Origin of the sequence: Alysiella sp. (assembly GCF_030525755.1) — a bacterium.
Classification (GTDB): Bacteria; Pseudomonadota; Gammaproteobacteria; order Burkholderiales; family Neisseriaceae; genus Simonsiella.
Genome location: NZ_JAUNEC010000001.1, coordinates 1 through 20835 on the forward strand (window position 1 = coordinate 1; position 20835 = coordinate 20835).

19 protein-coding genes and 1 pseudogene are annotated in these 20835 nt (G+C 45.8%); 9 read left to right on the forward strand and 11 right to left on the reverse strand.

Annotated features, from left to right (window positions below):
- A pseudogene (locus Q4B82_RS00005) lies at window positions 1-397 on the reverse strand (hypothetical protein); the annotation flags it as partial.
- A gap of 472 nt (window positions 398-869) precedes the next feature.
- On the opposite strand from Q4B82_RS00005, the gene Q4B82_RS00010 reads away from it, so the two are divergent.
- Complete coding sequence (locus Q4B82_RS00010) at window positions 870-1070, forward strand: hypothetical protein (RefSeq protein WP_303064369.1); 201 nt, start codon at window positions 870-872, stop codon at window positions 1068-1070.
- 42 nt (window positions 1071-1112) lie between these two features.
- On the opposite strand, the gene edd is transcribed toward Q4B82_RS00010, so the two are convergent.
- Entirely contained in the window at window positions 1113-2945 is a 1833-nt protein-coding gene (gene edd, locus Q4B82_RS00015; protein ID WP_303064498.1) for a phosphogluconate dehydratase, read from the reverse strand.
- Window positions 2946-3212: 267 nt separating this feature from the next.
- On the opposite strand from edd, the gene zwf reads away from it, so the two are divergent.
- From zwf to pgi, 6 genes are all read left to right on the forward strand, one after another.
- A complete protein-coding gene (gene zwf, locus Q4B82_RS00020; RefSeq protein ID WP_303064370.1) occupies window positions 3213-4652 on the forward strand; it encodes a glucose-6-phosphate dehydrogenase in 1440 nt (479 codons plus the stop codon).
- Between the two features lie 134 nt (window positions 4653-4786).
- Complete coding sequence (pgl, locus tag Q4B82_RS00025; protein WP_303064371.1) at window positions 4787-5485, forward strand: 6-phosphogluconolactonase; 699 nt, start codon at window positions 4787-4789, stop codon at window positions 5483-5485.
- The gene (locus tag Q4B82_RS00030) at window positions 5466-6461 is read left to right on the forward strand and encodes a glucokinase (protein ID WP_303064372.1); all 996 of its coding nucleotides are present in this window, start codon (window positions 5466-5468) and stop codon (window positions 6459-6461) included. Before pgl ends, Q4B82_RS00030 begins: the two co-directional genes overlap by 20 nt.
- Before the next feature lie 35 nt (window positions 6462-6496).
- Window positions 6497-7060, forward strand: a complete 564-nt coding sequence (gene nudE, locus Q4B82_RS00035) for an ADP compounds hydrolase NudE (RefSeq protein ID WP_303064373.1) — start codon at window positions 6497-6499, stop codon at window positions 7058-7060.
- Between the two features lie 70 nt (window positions 7061-7130).
- Entirely contained in the window at window positions 7131-7982 is an 852-nt protein-coding gene (locus tag Q4B82_RS00040) for an SIS domain-containing protein (RefSeq protein WP_303064374.1), read from the forward strand.
- A 236-nt stretch (window positions 7983-8218) separates the two neighbouring features.
- The gene (pgi, locus tag Q4B82_RS00045; RefSeq protein ID WP_303064375.1) at window positions 8219-9892 is read left to right on the forward strand and encodes a glucose-6-phosphate isomerase; all 1674 of its coding nucleotides are present in this window, start codon (window positions 8219-8221) and stop codon (window positions 9890-9892) included.
- A gap of 84 nt (window positions 9893-9976) precedes the next feature.
- Here pgi and Q4B82_RS00050 read toward each other — a convergent pair whose 3' ends face one another.
- The 7 genes from Q4B82_RS00050 to rpmH all read right to left on the reverse strand — a co-directional run bounded on the left by Q4B82_RS00050 (window position 9977) and on the right by rpmH (window position 15066).
- Entirely contained in the window at window positions 9977-10840 is an 864-nt protein-coding gene (locus tag Q4B82_RS00050) for a transporter substrate-binding domain-containing protein (RefSeq protein ID WP_303064376.1), read from the reverse strand.
- Between the two features lie 356 nt (window positions 10841-11196).
- Window positions 11197-11832, reverse strand: a complete 636-nt coding sequence (locus Q4B82_RS00055; protein ID WP_303064377.1) for an endonuclease/exonuclease/phosphatase family protein — start codon at window positions 11830-11832, stop codon at window positions 11197-11199.
- Between the two features lie 84 nt (window positions 11833-11916).
- Window positions 11917-12306, reverse strand: coding sequence for a hypothetical protein (locus Q4B82_RS00060; RefSeq protein ID WP_303064378.1), 390 nt, complete (start codon window positions 12304-12306; stop codon window positions 11917-11919).
- A 94-nt stretch (window positions 12307-12400) separates the two neighbouring features.
- Window positions 12401-14086 carry a membrane protein insertase YidC gene (gene yidC / locus Q4B82_RS00065; protein ID WP_303064379.1) on the reverse strand — a complete coding sequence of 562 codons (1686 nt, stop codon included), beginning with the start codon at window positions 14084-14086 and terminating at the stop codon, window positions 12401-12403.
- A 231-nt stretch (window positions 14087-14317) separates the two neighbouring features.
- Window positions 14318-14530, reverse strand: a complete 213-nt coding sequence (gene yidD, locus Q4B82_RS00070) for a membrane protein insertion efficiency factor YidD (RefSeq protein WP_303064380.1) — start codon at window positions 14528-14530, stop codon at window positions 14318-14320.
- A gap of 43 nt (window positions 14531-14573) precedes the next feature.
- Window positions 14574-14930 (reverse strand): ribonuclease P protein component, encoded by a 357-nt coding sequence (rnpA, locus tag Q4B82_RS00075; protein ID WP_303064499.1) that lies wholly within the window; start codon window positions 14928-14930, stop codon window positions 14574-14576.
- Window position 14931: 1 nt separating this feature from the next.
- Window positions 14932-15066, reverse strand: a complete 135-nt coding sequence (gene rpmH, locus Q4B82_RS00080) for a 50S ribosomal protein L34 (protein ID WP_135036567.1) — start codon at window positions 15064-15066, stop codon at window positions 14932-14934.
- 264 nt (window positions 15067-15330) lie between these two features.
- On the opposite strand from rpmH, the gene dnaA reads away from it, so the two are divergent.
- Together dnaA and dnaN are read left to right on the forward strand one after the other, a co-directional pair.
- On the forward strand, window positions 15331-16869 hold the full coding sequence (dnaA, locus tag Q4B82_RS00085; RefSeq protein WP_303064381.1) for a chromosomal replication initiator protein DnaA: 1539 nt from the start codon (window positions 15331-15333) through the stop codon (window positions 16867-16869).
- A gap of 108 nt (window positions 16870-16977) precedes the next feature.
- Window positions 16978-18084: a DNA polymerase III subunit beta gene (gene dnaN, locus Q4B82_RS00090; RefSeq protein WP_303064383.1), complete on the forward strand. Its 1107-nt coding sequence runs from the start codon at window positions 16978-16980 to the stop codon at window positions 18082-18084.
- A 216-nt stretch (window positions 18085-18300) separates the two neighbouring features.
- Here dnaN and Q4B82_RS00095 read toward each other — a convergent pair whose 3' ends face one another.
- Complete coding sequence (locus Q4B82_RS00095; RefSeq protein ID WP_303064384.1) at window positions 18301-19866, reverse strand: TerC family protein; 1566 nt, start codon at window positions 19864-19866, stop codon at window positions 18301-18303.
- Between the two features lie 169 nt (window positions 19867-20035).
- Window positions 20036-20698: a histidine phosphatase family protein gene (locus tag Q4B82_RS00100; protein WP_303064385.1), complete on the reverse strand. Its 663-nt coding sequence runs from the start codon at window positions 20696-20698 to the stop codon at window positions 20036-20038.
- Window positions 20699-20835: the final 137 nt, after the last annotated feature.

Consider the following 20835-nt stretch of genomic DNA (forward strand, 5'->3'; position numbering starts at 1 on the left):
CGGCTGCTTGGGAGCCCAAAGCCGTTGAGTTTACGCTATCGCCCAAAACGGTGGCCCAAATACCTATTGCGGTAGAAGTGCCACCTCTGACTTGGCTGCCTGTACCTACTGCTGTACCGTCCCAGCCATCGCTGTACGCGCTATTTCCCAATGCGGTTGCACCATGGCGATTGGCATTGGCATTGTTGCCCACAGCAAGGGCATGAAAACGATTATTACCTACGCCTGTTGCTTGGGCATCGCGACCGATGGCAACCCCTTCGCCTGATGCACCAACACCGATTAAGGTTTTAAATGCACCTGTGCCATCATTGTGTGCATTCAAAACCACACCAGCGTGTGCGCTGGCGGCGGCAAGCGCCAAAGCGGCGGTTAAAAGTTTAATTTGGGTTTTCATATTGTTTTCCTGTTTGTGTTGTATGCGGCAAAGTGGGCAAACAAGGTTTCAGGTAGCCTTTGATGCTGTTGAGGCTACCTGAAGCCTGAAATTTTGATGCGCTGCTTTGCCATATTGATAAAAACCGTTGCCGTATTGCTCAAGTCTTTAACTTTTTCAAATGGACTGAAAATTGGGCAAGAAATGGGCGGCTGACGGTTGCTTTATTCAGTAAAAATCGGTCAATCGGCACGAAGCTTTTTGACCGTTTTTCCCAAACCGTGCTTTATACAGGGAAACTGTGTTAATGTTGTATGTTGTTAATTTAATTTAATTTAATTTATGTTAAAAATTGAGTATAATGTTAAATGGCAAACTTTGATTTTTTGGGGTCTGCTTTTGTTGTTGAAGTGGGGGGTGAAATTTGAAAAAGAGCAGGAATTTTTGTGGGGTTATTTCAAATGAACACAGCGTTGCCGATAGCCTTATTTATGTGCGAGATGCATACAGCGGTTGCTGTTTTGGTTTTTCACTTCTGCACCTGTATCTGACAAACGATTTTGTGGTATTGGCGGTGGTGCAATGCCACGTCCCCAGTCCAAATTGCCACACGCTGTTTTCAGGCAGCCAAAAATACAAAAACCGCGTCCAAAAAATCATTTTGACACGGTTTTTCTGTTTTCAGGCTGCCTGAAACACCATTTTTCGGTTTCAGGCAGCCTGTTTTTTGGGATTTTTATGCGAAATCGCCGCCAAAACTCATTGCGCCAGTTTCTGCGCTGCTGGTTTGGGCGCGGAAACCCGCAAACAATTCACGTCCAATGCCGTGCGTGTTTTTGGACAAATCGGGGGCTGGCACTTCGCGTTCGGCAAAGGTTTTTTCATCTACCAACACGTTCAATTCGCCTGTGTGGGCATTGAATCGGATTAAATCGCCTGTGCGGATTTTGCCAATGCCGCCACCCATCAGGGCTTCGGGCGACATGTGAATGGCGGCTGGCACTTTGCCGCTTGCGCCCGACATGCGTCCGTCTGTTACCAATGCGACTTTGAAACCACGGTCTTGCAAAATCGCCAATGGGGGCGTGAGTTTGTGCAATTCGGGCATGCCGTTGGCTCTTGCGCCTTGATAGCGTACCACGCACACAAAATCGCGTTCCAATTCGCCGCGTTGGAATGCGTCCAGCACTTCTTTTTGGTCGTTGAACACGATGGCGGGGGCTTCAATGACAAAGGTTTCGGCTTTCATGGCGGAAACTTTAATCACGCCACGTCCAATGTTGCCTTTCATCAATTTTAAGCCGCCGTCTGGCGAAAAAGGCTGGCTGAATGGGCGCAACACTTCGCTGTCGCGGCTTTCGGCAACCGCGTCTTGCCACACCAATTTGCCGTCTAATAAAAACGGTTCTTGGGTGTAGGCTGCCATGCCGTGTCCCATGACGGTGTCCACATCATCGTGCAACAAGCCGTTTTCGCGCAATTCGCGTATCACAAAGGGCAAACCGCCTGCTGCGGCAAAATGGTTCACATCGGCTTGACCGTTGGGATACACGCGAATCAACAGGGGGACAATGGCTGAAATCGCGTCAAAATCGTCCCAATTCAAAATCACGCCAGCCGCGCGCGCCATTGCCACCAAGTGCATGGTGTGGTTGGTGGAGCCGCCTGTTGCCATTAAGCCGATAATCGCGTTCACAAAAGATTTTTCAGACAGCATTTCGCCTATGGGTTTGGCGGTTTGGTTTTGCAGCGATTGCACCATTTGTGCGGCAGCTTGGCGGGTAAGGGCTTCGCGCATGGGGGTGTTGGGATTGAAAAACGCGGCGGCTGGCAAATGCAAACCCATCAACTCCATCATCATTTGGTTGGAATTGGCGGTGCCGTAAAAGGTGCAAGTACCAGGGCTGTGATACGATGCCATTTCGCTTTGCAACAGGGCATCGCGTCCCACTTTGCCTTCGGCAAAAAGTTGGCGTGTGCGGGCTTTTTCTTTGTTGCCGATGCCGCTGACCATGGGACCTGCTGGCACGAAAATCGCTGGCAAATGCCCACACGACAATGCGCCGATGACCAAACCCGGTACGATTTTGTCGCAAACGCCAAAAAACATTGTGCCATCAAACATTTGGTGGGATAAGCCAATGGCGGTACTCATGGCAATCACATCGCGCGAAAACAGCGACATTTCCATGCCTTCGTAGCCTTGGGTAATGCCATCGCACATGGCGGGTGCGCCACCTGCAACTTGGGCGGTGGCACCGTGTTTTTGTACTTCGTCTTTAATCCAATCGGGGAAGTGTTTGAAGGGCTGGTGTGCCGACACCATGTCGTTGTAGGTGCTAATCATGCCAATGTTGGGAACGTGGGCTTTTTGCATTTCAATTTTGATGGCGTTGGGCATGGCGGCATAGCCGTGCGCCAAGTTGGAGCAGCCCAGTTGGTCGCGTTCCACTTTGCCGTTTTGTTTGAGGGCACGAATGCGGTTCAAATAGGCGGTGCGTGTGGGGCGCGAACGTTCAATAATGGCTTGGGTGATTTCGGCCAGTTTGGGGTGAATGGCGATTGGCACGGTGCATCCTTTATGTTTATTTTTATCAAAATAATCCGTGAGAACCGCCAAATTATGTAGCCAAGTTACACTTTCAGGCTGCCTGAAAACCCGAGCGGTTGTCCGTAATTTTCTGACATTATAGCGGTAAATATGGGCGTATGTTGCAATAAATTGGCTTTTTATTTGTATTTGAATGGACAAAATCTGTAACTCTGTGTAGTATTGCTACGATTAAATTGGAATGGTCTGATTTCAGGCAGCCTTTTAAATGGCAAAGGAAAAACAATGTCCCAACAATTCAATAATTTTGATATGGTGCTGTTCGGCGCAACAGGCGATTTGGCGATGCGTAAACTGTTGCCGTGTTTGTATCAGGCGCACGCCGCAGGTTTGTTGCACCCCAATGGGCGCATTTTGGGTGTCAGTCGCAGTAATTTGGATACGGCGCAGTTTCTCGCCAGAGTGGAAAGTGACAGCAAAATCCACATCAAACAGCATTTCAATGAAACGCTGTGGGCATCGTTTGTTGCACGCATTCAATACATTTGTGTAGATATGAGCCGCAGTGCGGATTTTGACCGTCTTGCTGATGTGGTGCATGCACGTCGTGAAACCGATAATGTAATCATTTACCTTTCTACAGCGCCCAAATTTTTCGCACCTGCTTGTGAAAATCTGGCTCGTGTGGGTTTGAACAGCGATAAGGTTCGGATTGTATTGGAAAAGCCTCTGGGAACTAATTTGGCTTCATCGCAACAAATCAATTACGATGTGGCACAGCATTTCCAAGAAAAACAGATTTACCGCATTGACCATTATTTGGGCAAAGAAAGCCTGCAAAATCTGTTGCCTTTGCGTTTTGGTAATGCTTTGTTTGAATCAATTTGGCATAAAGATTTCATTCAATCGGTGCAAATCACGATTGCCGAACAACTGGGCGTGGAAGAGCGTGGCGAGTTTTACGACAGCACAGGTGCTTTGCGCGACATGGTGCAAAACCACATGGTACAAATGTTGTGTTTTGTGGCGATGGAAGAGCCTAAATCGCTGGGTGCAGACGATGTGCGTGATGAAAAATTGAAATTGGTGCAATCGTTGAAAATCATGCAGGCTGATGAAGTGGCGCAGAATGTGGTGCGGGCACAATATGGTGTTTCAGGCAGCCTGAAAGGGTACACGCAAGAGCATAATGTGCCAGAAAACAGTCAAACCGAAACCTATGTTGCCATCAAAACTGAAATCCATAATCTGCGTTGGCAAGGTGTGCCATTTTATTTGCGAACAGGCAAACGCATGGCAACCAAAACCGCTGAAATCGTGTTGAATTTCAAGCAGCAAAATACTTTGTTTGGTACGTCAGTTAACCGCATTGTCATCAGTTTGCAACCCGAAGAAACCGTGCATGTGCGCTTATTGGTCAAACAAGTGGGCAGCGGTTTGGACACGGTTGCGGCGGATATGGTGCTGGACTTGGGACAAGCTGTATCGGGTCGCCGTGCCGAAGCCTATGAATTGTTGTTGCGCGAAGTGATAGACGGACGTTTGAACCTGTTTAACCGCCGTGATGAATTGGAAGCAGCGTGGGCGTGGGTTATGCCGATTTTGGACAACTGGACAGCTCATGCTTCGCCCTTGCACACTTATCCCGCAGGTAGTTGGGGCCCCGAAGCTGCACGCGAATTATTGGCACAAAATGGCGATAAATGGTTGGAAGAGCAAGATTAAAATCCTGCCTGTTGCTTTCAGGCAGCTTTAAATCAGTACACGACAAAATTTGAAAGGCTGCTTGAAACAGAAAAACTGCCGTTATTATGGTGTCAAATTCGAGAATTAACTTATTGCTAAACGAAAGCAAAAACATGATTTCATTTCACAATTTTTCTTCTGCCGCGCAAAATGCACAGGCTTTGGCACAAGCGGTTGCCGATGATTTGCGTACCGTATTGGCAAAGCAAGAACGCGCCACGTTGGCTGTGTCGGGTGGCAAATCGCCGATTGCGTTTTTCCAAGCCTTAAATCAAATGAATTTGGATTGGGTGCGTGTGAACATCACTTTGGTGGACGAACGCCTTGTTCCAACCAACCATGATGACAGCAATACACAACTTGTTCGGCAAAATCTGTTGCAAAATCAAGCTCAACATGCCACATTTTTGCCTGTGGTCAGCGATACTGCCGATGCAGGCTGCCTGAAAAATACTGCCACAGCCGTAGATTTTGCCTTGCAACATTTCAGGCAGCCTGATGTACTGGTGTTGGGCATGGGTGGCGATGGACATACGGCGTCCCTGTTTCCACAAGCACCGCAATTTGCCGATTGCATACGCGCCGATTATCCGCAGCCTTTGTTGCACACCACACCCATAACCGCACCACACGAACGCATCTCCATGACTTTGGCAGCGATTGAACGCACGCCACGCGTCTATTTGGCGATTGCAGGCGCAGAAAAACGCGCGGTCTACCACGCTGCCGAACAAGGCAGAAATCCCGATTTACCCATCAGTTATGTTTTACATTCCGAAAAGGTCAATCTCCATGTCTTCTACAATGACTGAACCTAAACTTTCAGGCAGCTTTCCGCGTTTGCTTGCCGATATTGGTGGCACAAATGCCCGTTTTGCATTGGAAACGGCGACACAAAAATTTGAAAAAATTGAAGTGTTGTCTTGTGCCGACTACGACACCATTGTGGACGCGGTTAAAGCATATCTGCAACGCGCAGGCAACCCTGTTATCCATTGCGCGGCGGTGGCGATTGCCAACCCGATAGTCGGCGATTGGGTGCAAATGACCAATCATCATTGGGCGTTTTCCATTGAAACCACGCGCCAAGCCTTAAATTTGGAACAGCTTTTATTTATCAATGATTTTACTGCACAGGCTTTGGCGATTACCCAAGCTGATGCCAAAGATTTGGTGCAAGTTGGTGGCGGACAGCCTGTTGAACATGCGCCCAAAGCAGTATTGGGGCCGGGAACGGGTTTGGGTGTAAGCGGTTTGATTTATGCACCATCGGGCTATGTGCCATTGGCAGGCGAAGGCGGACACGTCAGCTTTCCACCGTTTGATGATACCGAAGTGATGATTTGGCAATACGCAAAACGCAAATTTGGACACGTTTCTGCTGAACGTTTTTTGAGTGGTGCAGGTTTGGTTTTGATTTATGAAGCCCTTGCTGAACGTGAAGGTGTGAAACGCCAAAAACTCACACCAGCCGAAATCAGCGAACGTGCATTGAGTGGCACTTCGCCACTTTGCCGTTTGACTTTGGACATTTTCAGCGCGATGCTCGGCACGGTTGCGTCCAATTTGGCTTTGACTTTGGGGGCGCGTGGCGGTGTGTATTTATGTGGTGGCATCATTCCACGTTTCATTGATTATTTTAAACAATCGCCATTTCGCAATCGCTTTGAAAACAAGGGGCGTTTTGATGCTTATTTGGCAGCGATTCCCGTGTATGTGGTGTTGTCGGAACAGCCAGGTATTACGGGTGCGGCGGTGGCATTGTCCAATCATTTGAGCGGTCGTTAAATGTGTTTGAGGCTGCCTGAAACAAGGAGAACAAAATGGATTACACCCAAACGGATAAACAGAAACCCGAAATTTTGGCGGTGCGTACCGCAGCGCAAACTGCGGTTTTTGAAGTGCAATCTTTGGACTTGCGTTTTGCCAATGGTCAAGAACGCACTTATGAACGGCTCACTCCTGCACGCCGTCCTGCCGTGATGGTATTGGCGATTGATGATGGTGATTTGTTGATGGTGCGCGAATATGCGGCAGGGACGGAACGTTATGAGCTCACTTGTGTTAAAGGTTTGATTGATGAGGGCGAATCGCCCGAAACAGCTGCTTTGCGCGAATTACAAGAAGAAATTGGCTACGGTGCGCGAGATTTAACTTTATTGCGTACGCTTTATACTTCGCCAGGGCATATGTACAGCCCACTTACGGTATTCATTGCCCGTCATTTTTACCCATCACAATTGGAAGGCGATGAACCCGAGCCTTTGGAATTGGTGCGCGTGCCATTGTGTGAGTTGGATGCATTGATTGACCACCCCAATTTCGGCGATGCGCGTGTGTTGGCAGCATTGATGTTGTTGCAAAGACAAATGCAAAATGGTATTTGAAGCGTTTTCAGGTTCAAGCAGCCTGATAATCAAGAAAATTTAAAAATATAAAAGATAAAGAAAGACCCCAATGCTTACCAAAATCAGCGAAGAACTCAATAATTTATCAGGTGCAGAGCGCAAGGTTGCCGAAGTGGCACTTGCCGAACCCAAATGGTTTGTGCATGCGGCGGTGGCAGACATTGCCGAACGCGCTGGTGTTTCCCAGCCTACTGTGATTCGTTTTTGTCGCACTTTAAACTACAAAGGGCTGCCTGAATTTAAACTTGCCCTTTCAGCCAGCATCAGTCAATCGGGTTTGGCGTTTGTGCATGAAGAGCTGAACACCGATGACAGCATGGGCGATGTGATGGAAAAAGTGTTGGGCAATACCGCCGCTGCACTTTTGGGGGCACGCCGTAGCCTGAACGAAAATGCGTTAGAAAATGCCATTGCCATGCTCACGCACGCACGGCGCATTGAATTTTATGGCGTGGGCAACTCGGGTATCGTGGCACAAGACGCGCAGCACAAATTTTTCCGTTTTGGTATTTCTACTGTGGCGTATTCCGATACCCATATTCAACTGATGGCGGCAGCAGTACTCAGCCCACAAGATGTTCTGGTGGTCATTTCCAATTCTGGCTCGTCCATTGAAGTATTGGATGCGGTCAGCATTGCCAAAGAAAATGGCGCACAGGTCATCGCCATTACACGCCCTGATAGCCCATTGGGACAGCTAGCCGATTGCGTGCTGTCCATTCAAGTGCAAGAAGACAGCCGCCGTTACACGCCTATGGTATCGCGTTTATTGCAACTTGCTGTGATTGACATTTTGGCGATTGGTTTGGCTTTGCGATTGGGCGAAAGCGCAAGTTTGCAGTTGGAAAAAGGCAAACGCAGCGTGCGCCGTCATCGCAGCGAAATCATTGACGTAGAATAAGAACCTGTATTCACAATCTTGATGGCGACTTCTATCGCCTAATTACACGCCTATTGTGTTGGATTTTCATGTCAATAATTCATGATTGGCACAAAAATCTGCCTTGTATTTGCATGATTTTGCGATAAAAGTCTATCTATTAATCTTATACATACAGGTTCTGAATGCCTATTCAGGCTGTCTGAAACATTTCAGGCAGCCTATCAAAACCGTTTCACACATTTTGAGAGCATAAAATGACCCACCCCACAAATCTCCCTGCTTGGCAAGCTTTGACCGAAAATTTTGCCCAAACCCAACATCAACACATGCGCGATATGTTCGCCCAAGACCCCAACCGTGCCACGCGCTATTGGCTGGAAGTGGGCGGCATCAACGTGGATTATTCCAAAAACCGCATTAACGACAATATTTTAAACAATTTGGTGGCGTTGGCAAAACAAGCTGGGCTGCCTGAAAAAATGAAACAAATGTTTCACGGCGACAAAATCAATAAAACGGAAAACCGTGCCGTGTTGCACATCGCGCTGCGCAATCGCACCAACAGCCCCATTATGGTTGATGGCGAAGACGTGATGCCCAAAGTCAATGCCGTTTTGCGCAAAATGGGCGATTTTTCCCACGCGGTGCGTTCGGGCGAATGGTTGGGCTACACCAATCAGGTGATTACCGATGTGGTGAACATTGGCATTGGTGGTTCGGATTTGGGCCCGCTCATGATGTGTACCGCGTTGAAATCGTTTGGACACCCACGTTTGAAAATGCACTTTGTTTCCAATGTGGACGGCTCACAACTGCGTGATGTGCTGGAAAAAGTCCACCCCGAAACCACCTTGTTCATCATCGCCTCCAAAACCTTTACCACCCAAGAAACGATTACCAATGCCAACACCGCGCGACAATGGTTTTTGAAAGAAGGCAGCGAGCAAGACATCGCCAAACACTTTGTTGCCGTGTCCACCAACAAAAAAGCGGTGGCGGAATTTGGCATTGACACCGAACACATGTTTGAATTTTGGGATTGGGTGGGCGGACGTTACAGCTTGTGGTCGGCGATTGGTTTGCCGATTATGCTGTATTTGGGCGAAGAAAATTTCATTGAAATGCTCAATGGCGCACATCTGATGGACAATCATTTTATCAATGCGCCTTTGGAAAACAACCTGCCTGTATTATTGGGTTTGATTGGGATTTGGTACATCAATTTCTACGGCGGCGGCAGCCATGTGATTGCGCCATACGACCAACACTTGCACCGTTTACCCAAATTCATTCAACAGCTTGACATGGAATCCAACGGCAAACAGGTGCAAATGGACGGTGCAGCCGTTGCCACCGAAACGGGCCCGATTATTTGGGGCGAAACGGGCATTAACGGACAACATGCCTTTTTCCAATTATTGCATCAAGGCACGCACATTGCGCCCATTGATTTGATTGCCAGCTTGGAAAAACGCGGCAATTTGCAAGGGCACCATGAAATTTTGTTGAGCAATGTGTTTGCCCAAGCCGAAGCCTTTATGCGCGGCAAAACCGCAGACGAAGCGCGTGCCGAATTGCAAGCCGCAGGGCTGCCTGAAAACGAAATTGAAGCCCTTGTGCCGCATAAGGTGTTCAGTGGTAATCGTCCTACCAATATGATTTTGTTGAATAAAGTGAATCCGCGCAATTTGGGCAGCCTGATTGCGATGTATGAACACAAAGTGTTTGTGCAAGGCGTGATTTGGGGCATCAACAGCTTTGACCAATGGGGCGTGGAGCTGGGCAAACAGCTTGCCAAAACCATTTTGGCAGAACTCACAGGCGCGATTGACCCGCAAAAACACGATGCGTCCACCACGCGCTTGATTCGTTTGTATCGCCAAGCGAATTGCGCGGAAGATGGAACGTGTGAGTTGTTTCGTGATTGATTAAACGGTAAATAAAAGCAGGGGCGGATTTTATATCCGCCCCATTTTACAAGTTTCAGGCAGCCTGAAACCCATTTTTCAAAATCAATGTAGGCTCACATCTTGACCGAAGAATTGTTCGCCCAAGCGTTTAAGTGTGCCATCTGCTTGCAATGCAACCATGGCTTCATTGATTTTTGCGATGACCGCACCATTTGCATTGTTTTTCACAGTAACAATGCCCGCTCCAGTTTGTTCTTCACGCGGTGTCATCCATGCAATCTTCAAGCTACTTTGAGGGTTCTTTTTCAAATAGTCCAATGCAGCTAAAGAACCATTGATGGTAAAGTCGGCGTTGCCTTTTTGGATTAAATTGGCAGCTTGGGTAAAACTTTCAACAGGTAAGACACTGGCACCTGCTTTTTTGGCAATCTCACCATATGAACTGGTACTGGATTGCAAACCCACTTTACCTTTTAGGGTTTCTAGGGAAGTAATGCTGTTATTATCATTGCGAACAATAATGGCATCACCACTCCAACTGTATGGAATGGCTTGGTCAAATTCGGCTTGGCGTTCAGGCGAAGTTAAGGTAACTTGATTGGCGGCAAAGTCAAATTCGCCGCTTTTTACACCAGGTAAAATGCCCACCCATTTTATGGTTCTGAATTCCACTTTTACCCCCAATTTTTCGCCTACCGCACGCATTACTTCCACATCATAACCCGTTAATTTGCCGTCTTTATCGGTGAATGTGAATGGGGCATAATCGCCTTCGGTGGCAACAATGATTGTACCTTTATTGTTCAGGCGTTCAAGTAAGGGTTGTTGGGTCGTGGCTGCTGCCATAAGCGCAGGGGCAGATGCTTTTTGAGGTGCAGCAGGTGTGGTACTTTGTTGGGTGTTGCCACCTTGGCAAGCGGACAATAAAAGGGCAGAAAGGGTTAAGTATAATGGGGTCAGTTTCACAGCTGTCTCCTTAAAAGCCGTTGTTCTTGATGAAAAATGTGTCTGAGTCGTCAGACAAATTGGATTGTATCTGAAATTGAGTTAATTACGATTGATTATTGTGATTGAAAATGGGTAAAGTGATAGATGGCTGCCTGAAAACCTTGATGCATCATCTTGATGAATGTGGTTCAGCCTTATGCTGGACATATAAAAAATGCACTTGACCATTCAGTCAAGTGCTTCCAAGATAAGAGATATACAGAAAACAAAAAGAAAATGAATGCTGTGTGTGCAGCATTTGCGGATACTACGCAATTTTATGGTTATTGGCAAGTATTTTATGACAATTTCTGTCACTATTTTTGAATGTTTATTCAAGGTTTGCGGTATTTTACCCGTTCTACATTGCGCAAAGGGTCGGCAGCTTTAATTTTGGTGGTGGCGATACGCTTATCATGATTGCTGGCTTCGGGTGTGTTGTGCCAATATTCGGCTTGAGGGGTAAACTGGAATTTGCCATAAACGGGAAAATGGTCTGAACCGATGTGAGGCAGTACTTTTAAATCAGTAACGAGAAAATCGCTGCTGTGAAAAATGTGGTCAAGTGGCCAACGTAAGAACCAATATTGAGCATGAAATGTGTTGTATAAACCGCGTCCGATTCGTGGGTCGAGTAAGCCACTGATGCGTTGAAATAAGCGTGAACTGTTTGACCAAGCCACATCATTTAAATCGCCAAATACCAAACAGCTTTGTTTTGTTGTGGCAATTTCTTTACCTACCATTAATAATTCGCTATCGCGTTCGGTGGCCTCTTGGGCTTCGGTGGGGCTAGGTGGCATGGGATGCAGGCAATAGATGTGTATCCATTCGCTGCTGGGCAGCTGAATTTGAGTGGTAATGGAAGGAATGTCATCGCGTACTAAATAGCGTACTTGGGCGTTTTTAAGGGCAGTCGGCTGTATAAGTGCATGCCGTAAAGATTGTCCAATGGCACACGAACAAACCACGAATGACTTTGTTCTAAACTTTACAGTTGTGTTTGCCACCATAAATCACTTTCCAAAGTCAAAATCACATCGGGTTGGTGTTGTTCAATCAAACTCAATAATGTGTCTGCTTGACGGTTTGGGGTTAAAATTGCAAGTTAAGATGCTGATGGTGCGGGCATTGTCTTGCCCTGTATATGGTTTAACTTGGGTTGGATACAAGGGTGTATAAGCAGCAATTTGCTTAATTTGCCAAATCGCACAGATGAAATTCAAGCCTTCCATGAGGGTGAATAATACATTATTGCTTTGTTGAAACCAATGATTGAATAACATGCACAATAGGCTGATAGCGGCAATTTGTAAACGTGGAAAATCAAATATCCGCAATGTCCAATGATTGCTTTTGGACAGAGAAAGCAAAGTGGCAATCACAGGCAGTGAGAGAAACATCAGCAAAACATAATCGCTTGGTGGCATATTGAACATCATCATAATTGGGTTAAGTTTCGGCAGATAAGTAATCTGTTGTGATGAGCATCATTCATAATAAAGGCTGCCTGAAACTTTTCAGGCAGCCTTTGTTGAATTATTTTTTCTTTTTGCCCGTTTTATTTGGCTCGGATTTATCCAATATTTCTACTGAACCAGCCGCTACTGCCGCTTTGGCTTGGCGGTTGATGTGCCATTGTTGTGCAATCGTCAAAATATTGTTGATGACATAGTACAACACCAAACCTGCTGGGAAGAAGAAGAACATGATGGAGAACATCAAAGGCATGATTTTCATCATCTGTGCTTGCATTGGGTCTGTTGGTGGCGGGTTGAGTGTGGTTTGGAACCACATGGTTGCTGCCATCAAAATGGGCAAGATGAAGAATGGGTCAGGGCGACTTAAATCGCTAATCCAACCTAACCAAGGGGCTTGACGCAATTCTACTGACAGGAAAATCATCCAGTACAGACCAATGAAAATCGGCATTTGCACCAACATGGGCAAACAGCCACCCAATGGGTTGATTTTTTCATCACGATAAAGCTGCATCATGGCTTGTTGCAATGCCATGCGGTCTTCTGGATTGGGGTATTTTTTCTTGATGGCTTCCAATTTTGGGGCGACAGCACGCATTTTTGCCATAGATTTATAGGCTTTATCGTTCAATGGATACAATACGGCTTTGACAATCACGGTTAAAAGAATAATTGCCCAACCCCAGTTGCCTACCAGACCATGCAGCCAGTTGAGTAAGGCAAATAAAGGCGCGGCAAAAATATGGACACGACCGTAGTCTTTGGTCAATTCAAATTCGGGTGATACGGTTTCCAAAATGCGCGTAACTTGTGGCCCTGCATACAAATTGGCGGAGAAAGTTTGGCTACTGCCTGCGGCTAATTCGGTGGCGGGAACGTTTACACCTGCGCTGTATAAATTATCGTTGCGGCGTTTGATGTCTATGGTACATATGTTGTTGGCGCACAGATTTTCGCCATTTTCAGGCTGCATAATCCATGATGACACAAAATAATGCTGAATCATGCCCACATAACCGCCCGTGGCTTTGCGCTGGTATTCGGCTTCGGATTTACCTGATTGGAAGTCGTCATCTAAATCGCCGTATGGCACTTTTTCAAACTCGCCGCTGTCGGGTGTGTAAACCACAGGGCCGTTGTAGCTGTGCATGAACCAGCCTTCGCCTTCTGGTGCACTGTTGTCGCGCACAATGTTGTAGCTGGTGCCAATTTTGCGTGCGCTGCTGCCTGTGTTTTTAACGTCAAAGCGCACATTCATCAAATAGCTATCTTGGTTAAAAGTGTACACTTTGTCCACTTGCAAGCCATTGTGTTCGGGGGCGGACAAACGTACTTCCACTTTGTCGCCTTGTACGGTATGTTTTTTTTGTGCGGCAGTAAAACTCACACCGTCTAGCAAATTTTTACCATTTTCGTCAATCAGTTGTGATTGAGCGATGTAGGTCAATGGTTTGCCGTCTGATAACAAAACAAAATTCTTGCTTTCATCAGTCGTGGCATTGTATTGGCGTAAAGTTAAGCCCCGTAAATCGCCACTTTTTTCATCAATAATTGCATCCAAAGCATTGGTTTGTACGGTAATGGGCGTGGTTTCGCCCAATGGTGATGATGTAGCTGCCTGAACGGAGGCAGTTTGTTGTGATGTGGTTTGGGGTTGTGCTTTGGGTGTGGGAAACAAAGCTTCCCAGCCAATTAAAATCAGCGCAGACAGTGCAAAAACCGTCAGCATTCTTTTGAAATCCATAGCGTACTTTCTGTTTGGTTATGGCATAAAAATACAATTTATGGTGAATTCAATTTAAACAGTACAGTTCTACCAGCTCCTTTAGGTACTCGGTGTACACAGCGGTTGCTGTCGCCTTGTCCTGATTTAAATTGACTCTACTATATATTGTTGTATGAATACAACTTTCAGGCTGCCTGAAACCAGAATTTCACTTAAAACTTCAATGATTAAAGTGTGTGTTCAGTTTCATTATGGCACTGGGTCATAACCGCTGCCGCCCCAAGGATGACAGCGACACAAACGTTTTGCAGTTAGCCCCACGCCTTTGCATGCACCGTATTTTTGAACTGCTTCAATCGCATATTGTGAACACGTTGGCACATAGCGACAACGTGGTGGAATAAGCGGGCTGATGGCGAGTTGATAAAAACGGAATAGTCTAATTAACCATTTACGAAACATAATTTCATCATCTTTCAGGCTGCTTGAAACCTCAATATGGCAATCATGAATTTGAATTGTGTGTGTTTGGCAACATCATTTGTGCCAATTCTTCGCAGGCTTGTGTGTATTGTGTGTCATCAAAGGCTTGGCGCACGCGTACCACAAAATCATGTGGCGGTAAAATATGACGATGCCGCCGAAACCAATCGCGGATAACCCGTTTCATGTAGTTGCGGCGGTTGGCACGTTTGGCAGCTTTTTTGCTGACCACCAAGCCCAGTCGGGCATGACCACAGGCGTTGTTTTCCAGTCGCAGAACTTGTAAAAAAACGCGTGAACGTTGTTTACGAAGTGCAAAAACGGAAGAAAATTCTTCCGTTTTTAAAAGGCGATGGGATTTGCCAAAACTGTTGTCCAATTTATACAGACAAGCGTTTGCGACCTTTGGCACGGCGTGCAGCCAATACTGCGCGACCACCGCGTGTTTTAGAGCGAACCAAGAAGCCGTGTGTGCGTTTGCGTTTGGTAACGGAGGGTTGGTAAGTGCGTTTCATGATGCTTATCCTAAAATAGTGAGAATGGAAAAATAAACATGTGATTAAACCTGTTTTTTGCTTGTTTGTCAATCTGATTTGTTGTATGGGTATTATGCTGCCTTTCAGGCAGCATAATGTGGGGTTGTGGATAAAATGTCATTTAACAATTTACTTATCCACAAAATACATGGCTGAAAATGGACTTTATCGTTATAATTCGTTTGTATTACCTGAATTAACAATGCCGCCTTGTGTGGTTATTTTTGTTTTGATGAGCATCACATGAACCTAGCTGAATTTTGGCCACAGTGCCTGACACTTTTGTCTGCTGAATTGAGTGAGCAGCAGTTCCAATCGGCGATTGCACCCTTGACGGTGGGTGAAGAAAACGGGGTATGGGTGGTGTATGCCAAAAATCAGTTTGCCACCAATTTGATTCGTTCGCAGTATGCGAACAAGATTTATGCAGCGCGTGTCATGATTGCACCTGATGCACCTGAAATTGTGTTTAAAGCAGGTATGGGGCAACATTATTCGGCTATTGATGTTTCAGGCAGCCTAATACGTTCTGATATACCCGATGAAAGGCTGCCTGAAATGACTGAATTGAAACAGGATTTGTCCAGTAAAACTCCAAAAAACAGTGCGCAAGACATTTTGGCGGCGCGTTTGAACAATTTACGCCCCGCGCGAGCAGAGCAGTCTTTAAGCGTAAGTGAAACGACAAAATCTGAACCGCCACTGACTGCGATTGAAAGCGCGCGTTTGCAAGACGAACAAAGTAAACGTTTTGAACAAACGGGTTTAACCGAAGAACAAACTTTTGAGACTTTGGTGGTAGGTAAGGGCAATCAGTTGCCTGTTATGGTGGCGCGAACGATTGCGGAAAAACCAGGTGATGCAACTTACAATCCCTTTTTTGTTTATGGTAGTACGGGTTTGGGGAAAACCCATTTGGTTCAGGCGATTGCCAATGAATTGTTGCACCTGAATCCCAAAGCGCGTGTGCGTTACATTCATTCTGATGAGTATTTGAAAAACTTGATGAATACGGTGCGCAATAAAACGTGGGACATTTTCAAGCAGCAGTATCTGAACTACGATTTGTTGATTATTGACGATATTCAATTTATTGCGGGCAAAGAACGCACAATGGAAGAATTTTTCTTTCTGTTTGAGCATTTTTATCAAAGAAAACAGCAAATTATTTTAACTTGCGACAAGTTGCCCACTAAATTGGAAGACATGGAAGAACGCCTGATTTCGCGTTTTTCATGGGGTATGACTTTACCGATTGAGCCTCCTGAAACCGAGATGCGTGTGGCGATTTTGGAACGTAAGGCGCAAAGTGCGGGCATTGACTTGGACGATGATGCGGCGTTGTTGATTGCCCAAAATGTGAAACAAAGTGTGCGTGAATTGGAAGGCGCGTTCAATCGTGTTAAAGCCAAGTGTATGTTTGAAAAGCACAGTCGCATTACCAAAGAGTTGGTAGAAATCACATTGAGCGACATCATTGCCAGTAATTACAAACCGATAACGGTGGAACTCATCATGAAAACCGTTGCCGACCGTTACCACATCAGCATACGCGATATTTTGGGCAAAAAACGCAGCCGAAACATTGCACGTCCGCGCCAAATGGCGATGACTTTAACCAAAGAATTAACGAATTTAAGTTTGCCAGCGATTGGCGATGCTTTTGGTGGGCGCGACCATACTACCGTGATGCATGCCATTAAAACCATTACAGAATTGTGTGAAAGTGAAGCTGAATGGCAACGCGATTACAATGAATTATTGATTTTAATCCGACATTAAATGGTCATCAGTTCAAAGGCTGCCTGAAATAAAATCTTTCAGGCAGCCAATAAAATACACTACAATAAGTTCATTTTAAATTTTCAAAGATATTTATAAGGATAAGCCATGCTCATTCTGCAAACCACGCGCGATACCTTGCTCAAACCCTTGCAAGCTGTAACAGGCATTGTAGAGCGCAAACATACTTTACCCATTTTGGCGAATGTTTTGATTGAAAGTCAAAATGGTCAAACCGATATTTTGGCAACCGACCTTGAAATCCAAATCCACACACAAGGTCCAGCCAATGAATCGGGTGATTTTCGTTTAACTACCAATGCCAAAAAATTGCAAGACATTTTACGCGCTTTGCCTGATGCCAATACGCCTGTGTCATTTGACTATGCCGACAACCGTTTGACCTTAAAAGCAGGCAAATCGCGTTTTAATTTGCAGACTTTGCCTGCTGAAGATTTTCCAACCATGAATGTTGCCGATGCCACACAAACCGTGTTTGCCATTGAGCAAGAGCGTTTTAAAAACATGATTGCCCAAGTGCAATACAGCATGGCAGTACAGGATATTCGTTATTACCTCAATGGTTTATTGATGCAGGTGGAAGGCGACCAGCTTCGTTTAGTGGCAACCGATGGGCATCGTTTGGCATTTGCCGCTTCGCCGATTGAAGCCAATTTACCCAAGCAGGAAGTGATTTTGCCACGCAAAACCGTGTTGGAATTGAATAAACTGTTGACCAGCCCTAAAGACATGATTCACATTGAATTGCTGGAAAACCAAGTGCGTTTCCGTTGCAATGACACCGTGATTGTCAGCAAAATCATTGACGGTAAATTTCCCGATTACAACCGCGTGATTCCGATGGACAACGATAAAATTTTCCTGATTAATCGTTTGGCGTTATTGGGTGCATTAGAGCGTTCTGCCATTTTGGCAAATGAGAAATTTCGTGGCGCACGTTTGCAACTTGCTCCTGGATTATTGCGGATTTTGTGCAGCAACAATGAGCAAGAAGAAGCTCAAGAAGAATTGGAAATCGCCTATGATGGCAGCGAATTGGAAGCGGGTTTCAACATCAGTTATTTGATGGACGTACTGCGTGCATTGGGATGCGAAGACATACAAATTGCTTTTGGCGATGCCAACCGTTCCACTTTGTTTACCATGCCCAATGATGTGAATTTCAAATACATTGTGATGCCGATGCGCATTTGATGTTTTTCAAAATCTCAAACAGGCTGCCTGAAAACACCCATTTGTTGTGAATGGGCTTTCAGGCAGCCTTTCACTACTTTACAAAATTTGAAAAAGCAGTACAAGGCACAACATCTGTCGTGTATTGCTTTTCAATTCTGCGACTATTTAGGACACAAGCATGGGGATTAAGTTACAGTAAATTTTGCAATTTGGGTTAAGGCAGTAGCTTGCCGTTTAGCTTATTTCAGGCAGCCTACTGATTTTCACGCGCTCAATTTTGTGTCCTGTTTTTTCCAATACTTCAAAATGCCAAGCACCAAAATCCACGCCTTCGCCTACTTCTGGTAAATCGCCCATTTCTTCCAAAACTAAACCTGCTACTGTATGGTAATCGGCATCTTCGGGTAGGGCAGGTAAACCCAGTTGGGGTGCCAGCTCAACGTATTCCAATGCGCCATCTACGGTTAAGCTGTCATCGGCGTTTTCTTGCATGGCGGGTTCTTCTTTGCGTTCAAATTCTTCGGGAAACTCGCCTGCAATGGTTTCTAATAAATCTTTCATGGTTACCAACCCCAAAATCGCGCCAAATTCGTCCACCACCAGTGCGTAATCGGCGCTGTGTTTACGGAACAATTCTATCGCCATCAATGCGGTTGCGCTTTCAGGCAGCATTAAGGGCTGTTTTAAGGCTGCCTGAATGTTGTATTCGCCGTTTTGTAAGAGTTGGGGCAACAAGTCTTTTTTGTTGATGTAGCCCAAAGGTTCGTCCACGCCTGCTTTGCCAATGACCAGCATTCGGGAATAGGGTGATGCCATTAAGCGTTTTTTTTGTTCTTCTTTGTTTTGTGAAATGTCCAATTTTTCAATGTCGCTGCGTGGAATCATGATGCCGAAAATGGGGCGTTCTGCCAGAGTTAAAACGCTGCGTATCATGGCTTTTTCATTGGCTTCAAAATGGCTGCCACTTTTTTGTTCATTGGTGTTGCCTTCGCGTGCCAATAGGGTTTCGCGTATGCCCATCATGCCCAAGACATTTTCAGCGGTGCGTTGTCGCCATGAGCTGCCTGTGTAATCTTTGCGTTTGATGTTTTTTTGTGAAATTTGGTTGAATACTTCAATCACAATGGAAAAACCAATTGCGGCATATAGATAGCCTTTGGGAATGTGAAAATGAAAGGCTTCGGCAATGAGACTGAAACCAATCATCAGCAAGAAACCCAAACACAGCATGACAACAGTTGGGTGCTTATCCACAAAGTCGGTAAGCGGTTTGCTGGCGGCAATCATCACAATCATGGCGATGATGACGGCAGCCATCGCCACTTGAATGTGTTCCACCATCGCAGCAGCGGTAATCACGCTGTCTATGGAAAACACCGCGTCCAACACCAAAATTTGCCCAACAACAGCGACAAAAGACGTGTGTTTTTTGTGTGCGTCCACAACGTGAAATTGGTTTGCACCTTCCAAACGTTCATGCAATTCGGTGGTGGCTTTGTAAAGCAAAAACAGACCGCCCAAAAGCATGATTAAATCTTTGCCCGATACACCATGTGCGCCAAAATGGAAAAGTGGCTCTTTGAGCAACATGATGCGTGCCATGAAATAAAGCATCACAATCCGCAAGACCACCGCTAAACCTAAACCCATTAAACGTGCTTTATCGCGCAAGCTGGGTTTGACTTTGTTTGCCAAAATCGCTACAAAAACCAAATTGTCTATGCCCAAAACCACTTCCAAAATCAGCAAAGTGGTAAAACCTATCCAAGTTTGTGGTTCAGCAAGCCAGCTTAAATCCATTTGTGTTTACCTTTTTGTCTTTATAAAACGCACCAAAAGGCTGCCTGAAAAACACATGACATTGTTTTCAGGCAGCCTTTTGATGATGCAACAGCATCGCTGTTCGGAATCGTCCATCGTATTTTGCGAAAAATGAGATGACACAGTTTAGCATTGCTGTGTCAAATTATCAAATTGCACCACCTATCTCGCCAATCAGTTGCAAACCGCGTAAAACATCAAAATGCAATAAGGTTGCGCTGGCATTGGGTGGGCTGATGTAGCGCGTGGCATCGGGCGCAATCGCTTTGACCAAAGCCGCGATTGCCATGCCATGCGACACCACTAAAACGCGTGCATCTGGACGATTTTGTCCAATGACTTGGTGTAAACCATGTTGCAAACGTTGTAAAAATGCGGTTTCGCTTTCTGCTGTGCCGTTTGGGTCAAGCTGTGGCAAAATTTCGGCAAGCAGATTGCGGCTGCCGTTTCGGTAGGCGTGTAACCATTGTTCAGTGGTGGCAAAGCCGCGTTTTTTTGCTAATAAATCATGCAATTCGTTGCCTATTTTGCCCTCAAATGCGCCAAAATGGTATTCGCGTAACTCGGCAATCGGTGTAATCGGTAAATCCTTTTGTCCTGTGTGTTGCAAAATCAATTTAGCTGTGTGGTGGGTGCGTGGTGAAGTGCTGCAAAAAGCCGCATCAAATACAATTTTTGCCTGTGCCAAACGTTTTCCCATTTCAACTGCACCTGCTTTGCCTGTTTCAGTAAGTGGCGAATCGCACCAACCTTGTATGCGTCCTGCAAGGTTGTATTCGGTTTGCCCGTGTCGGACAAGGTAAATGTTCATATTGTGTCCTTGATTGAAATTACAAAATCAGCGGATTATTACATTAGAATCACGCAGTTTATTTGCCAGAGTTGGGTATGAATGAAGCTAAATTACAATTTGGTATACCATAACAAAGCCTATTGTTATTTTGTATG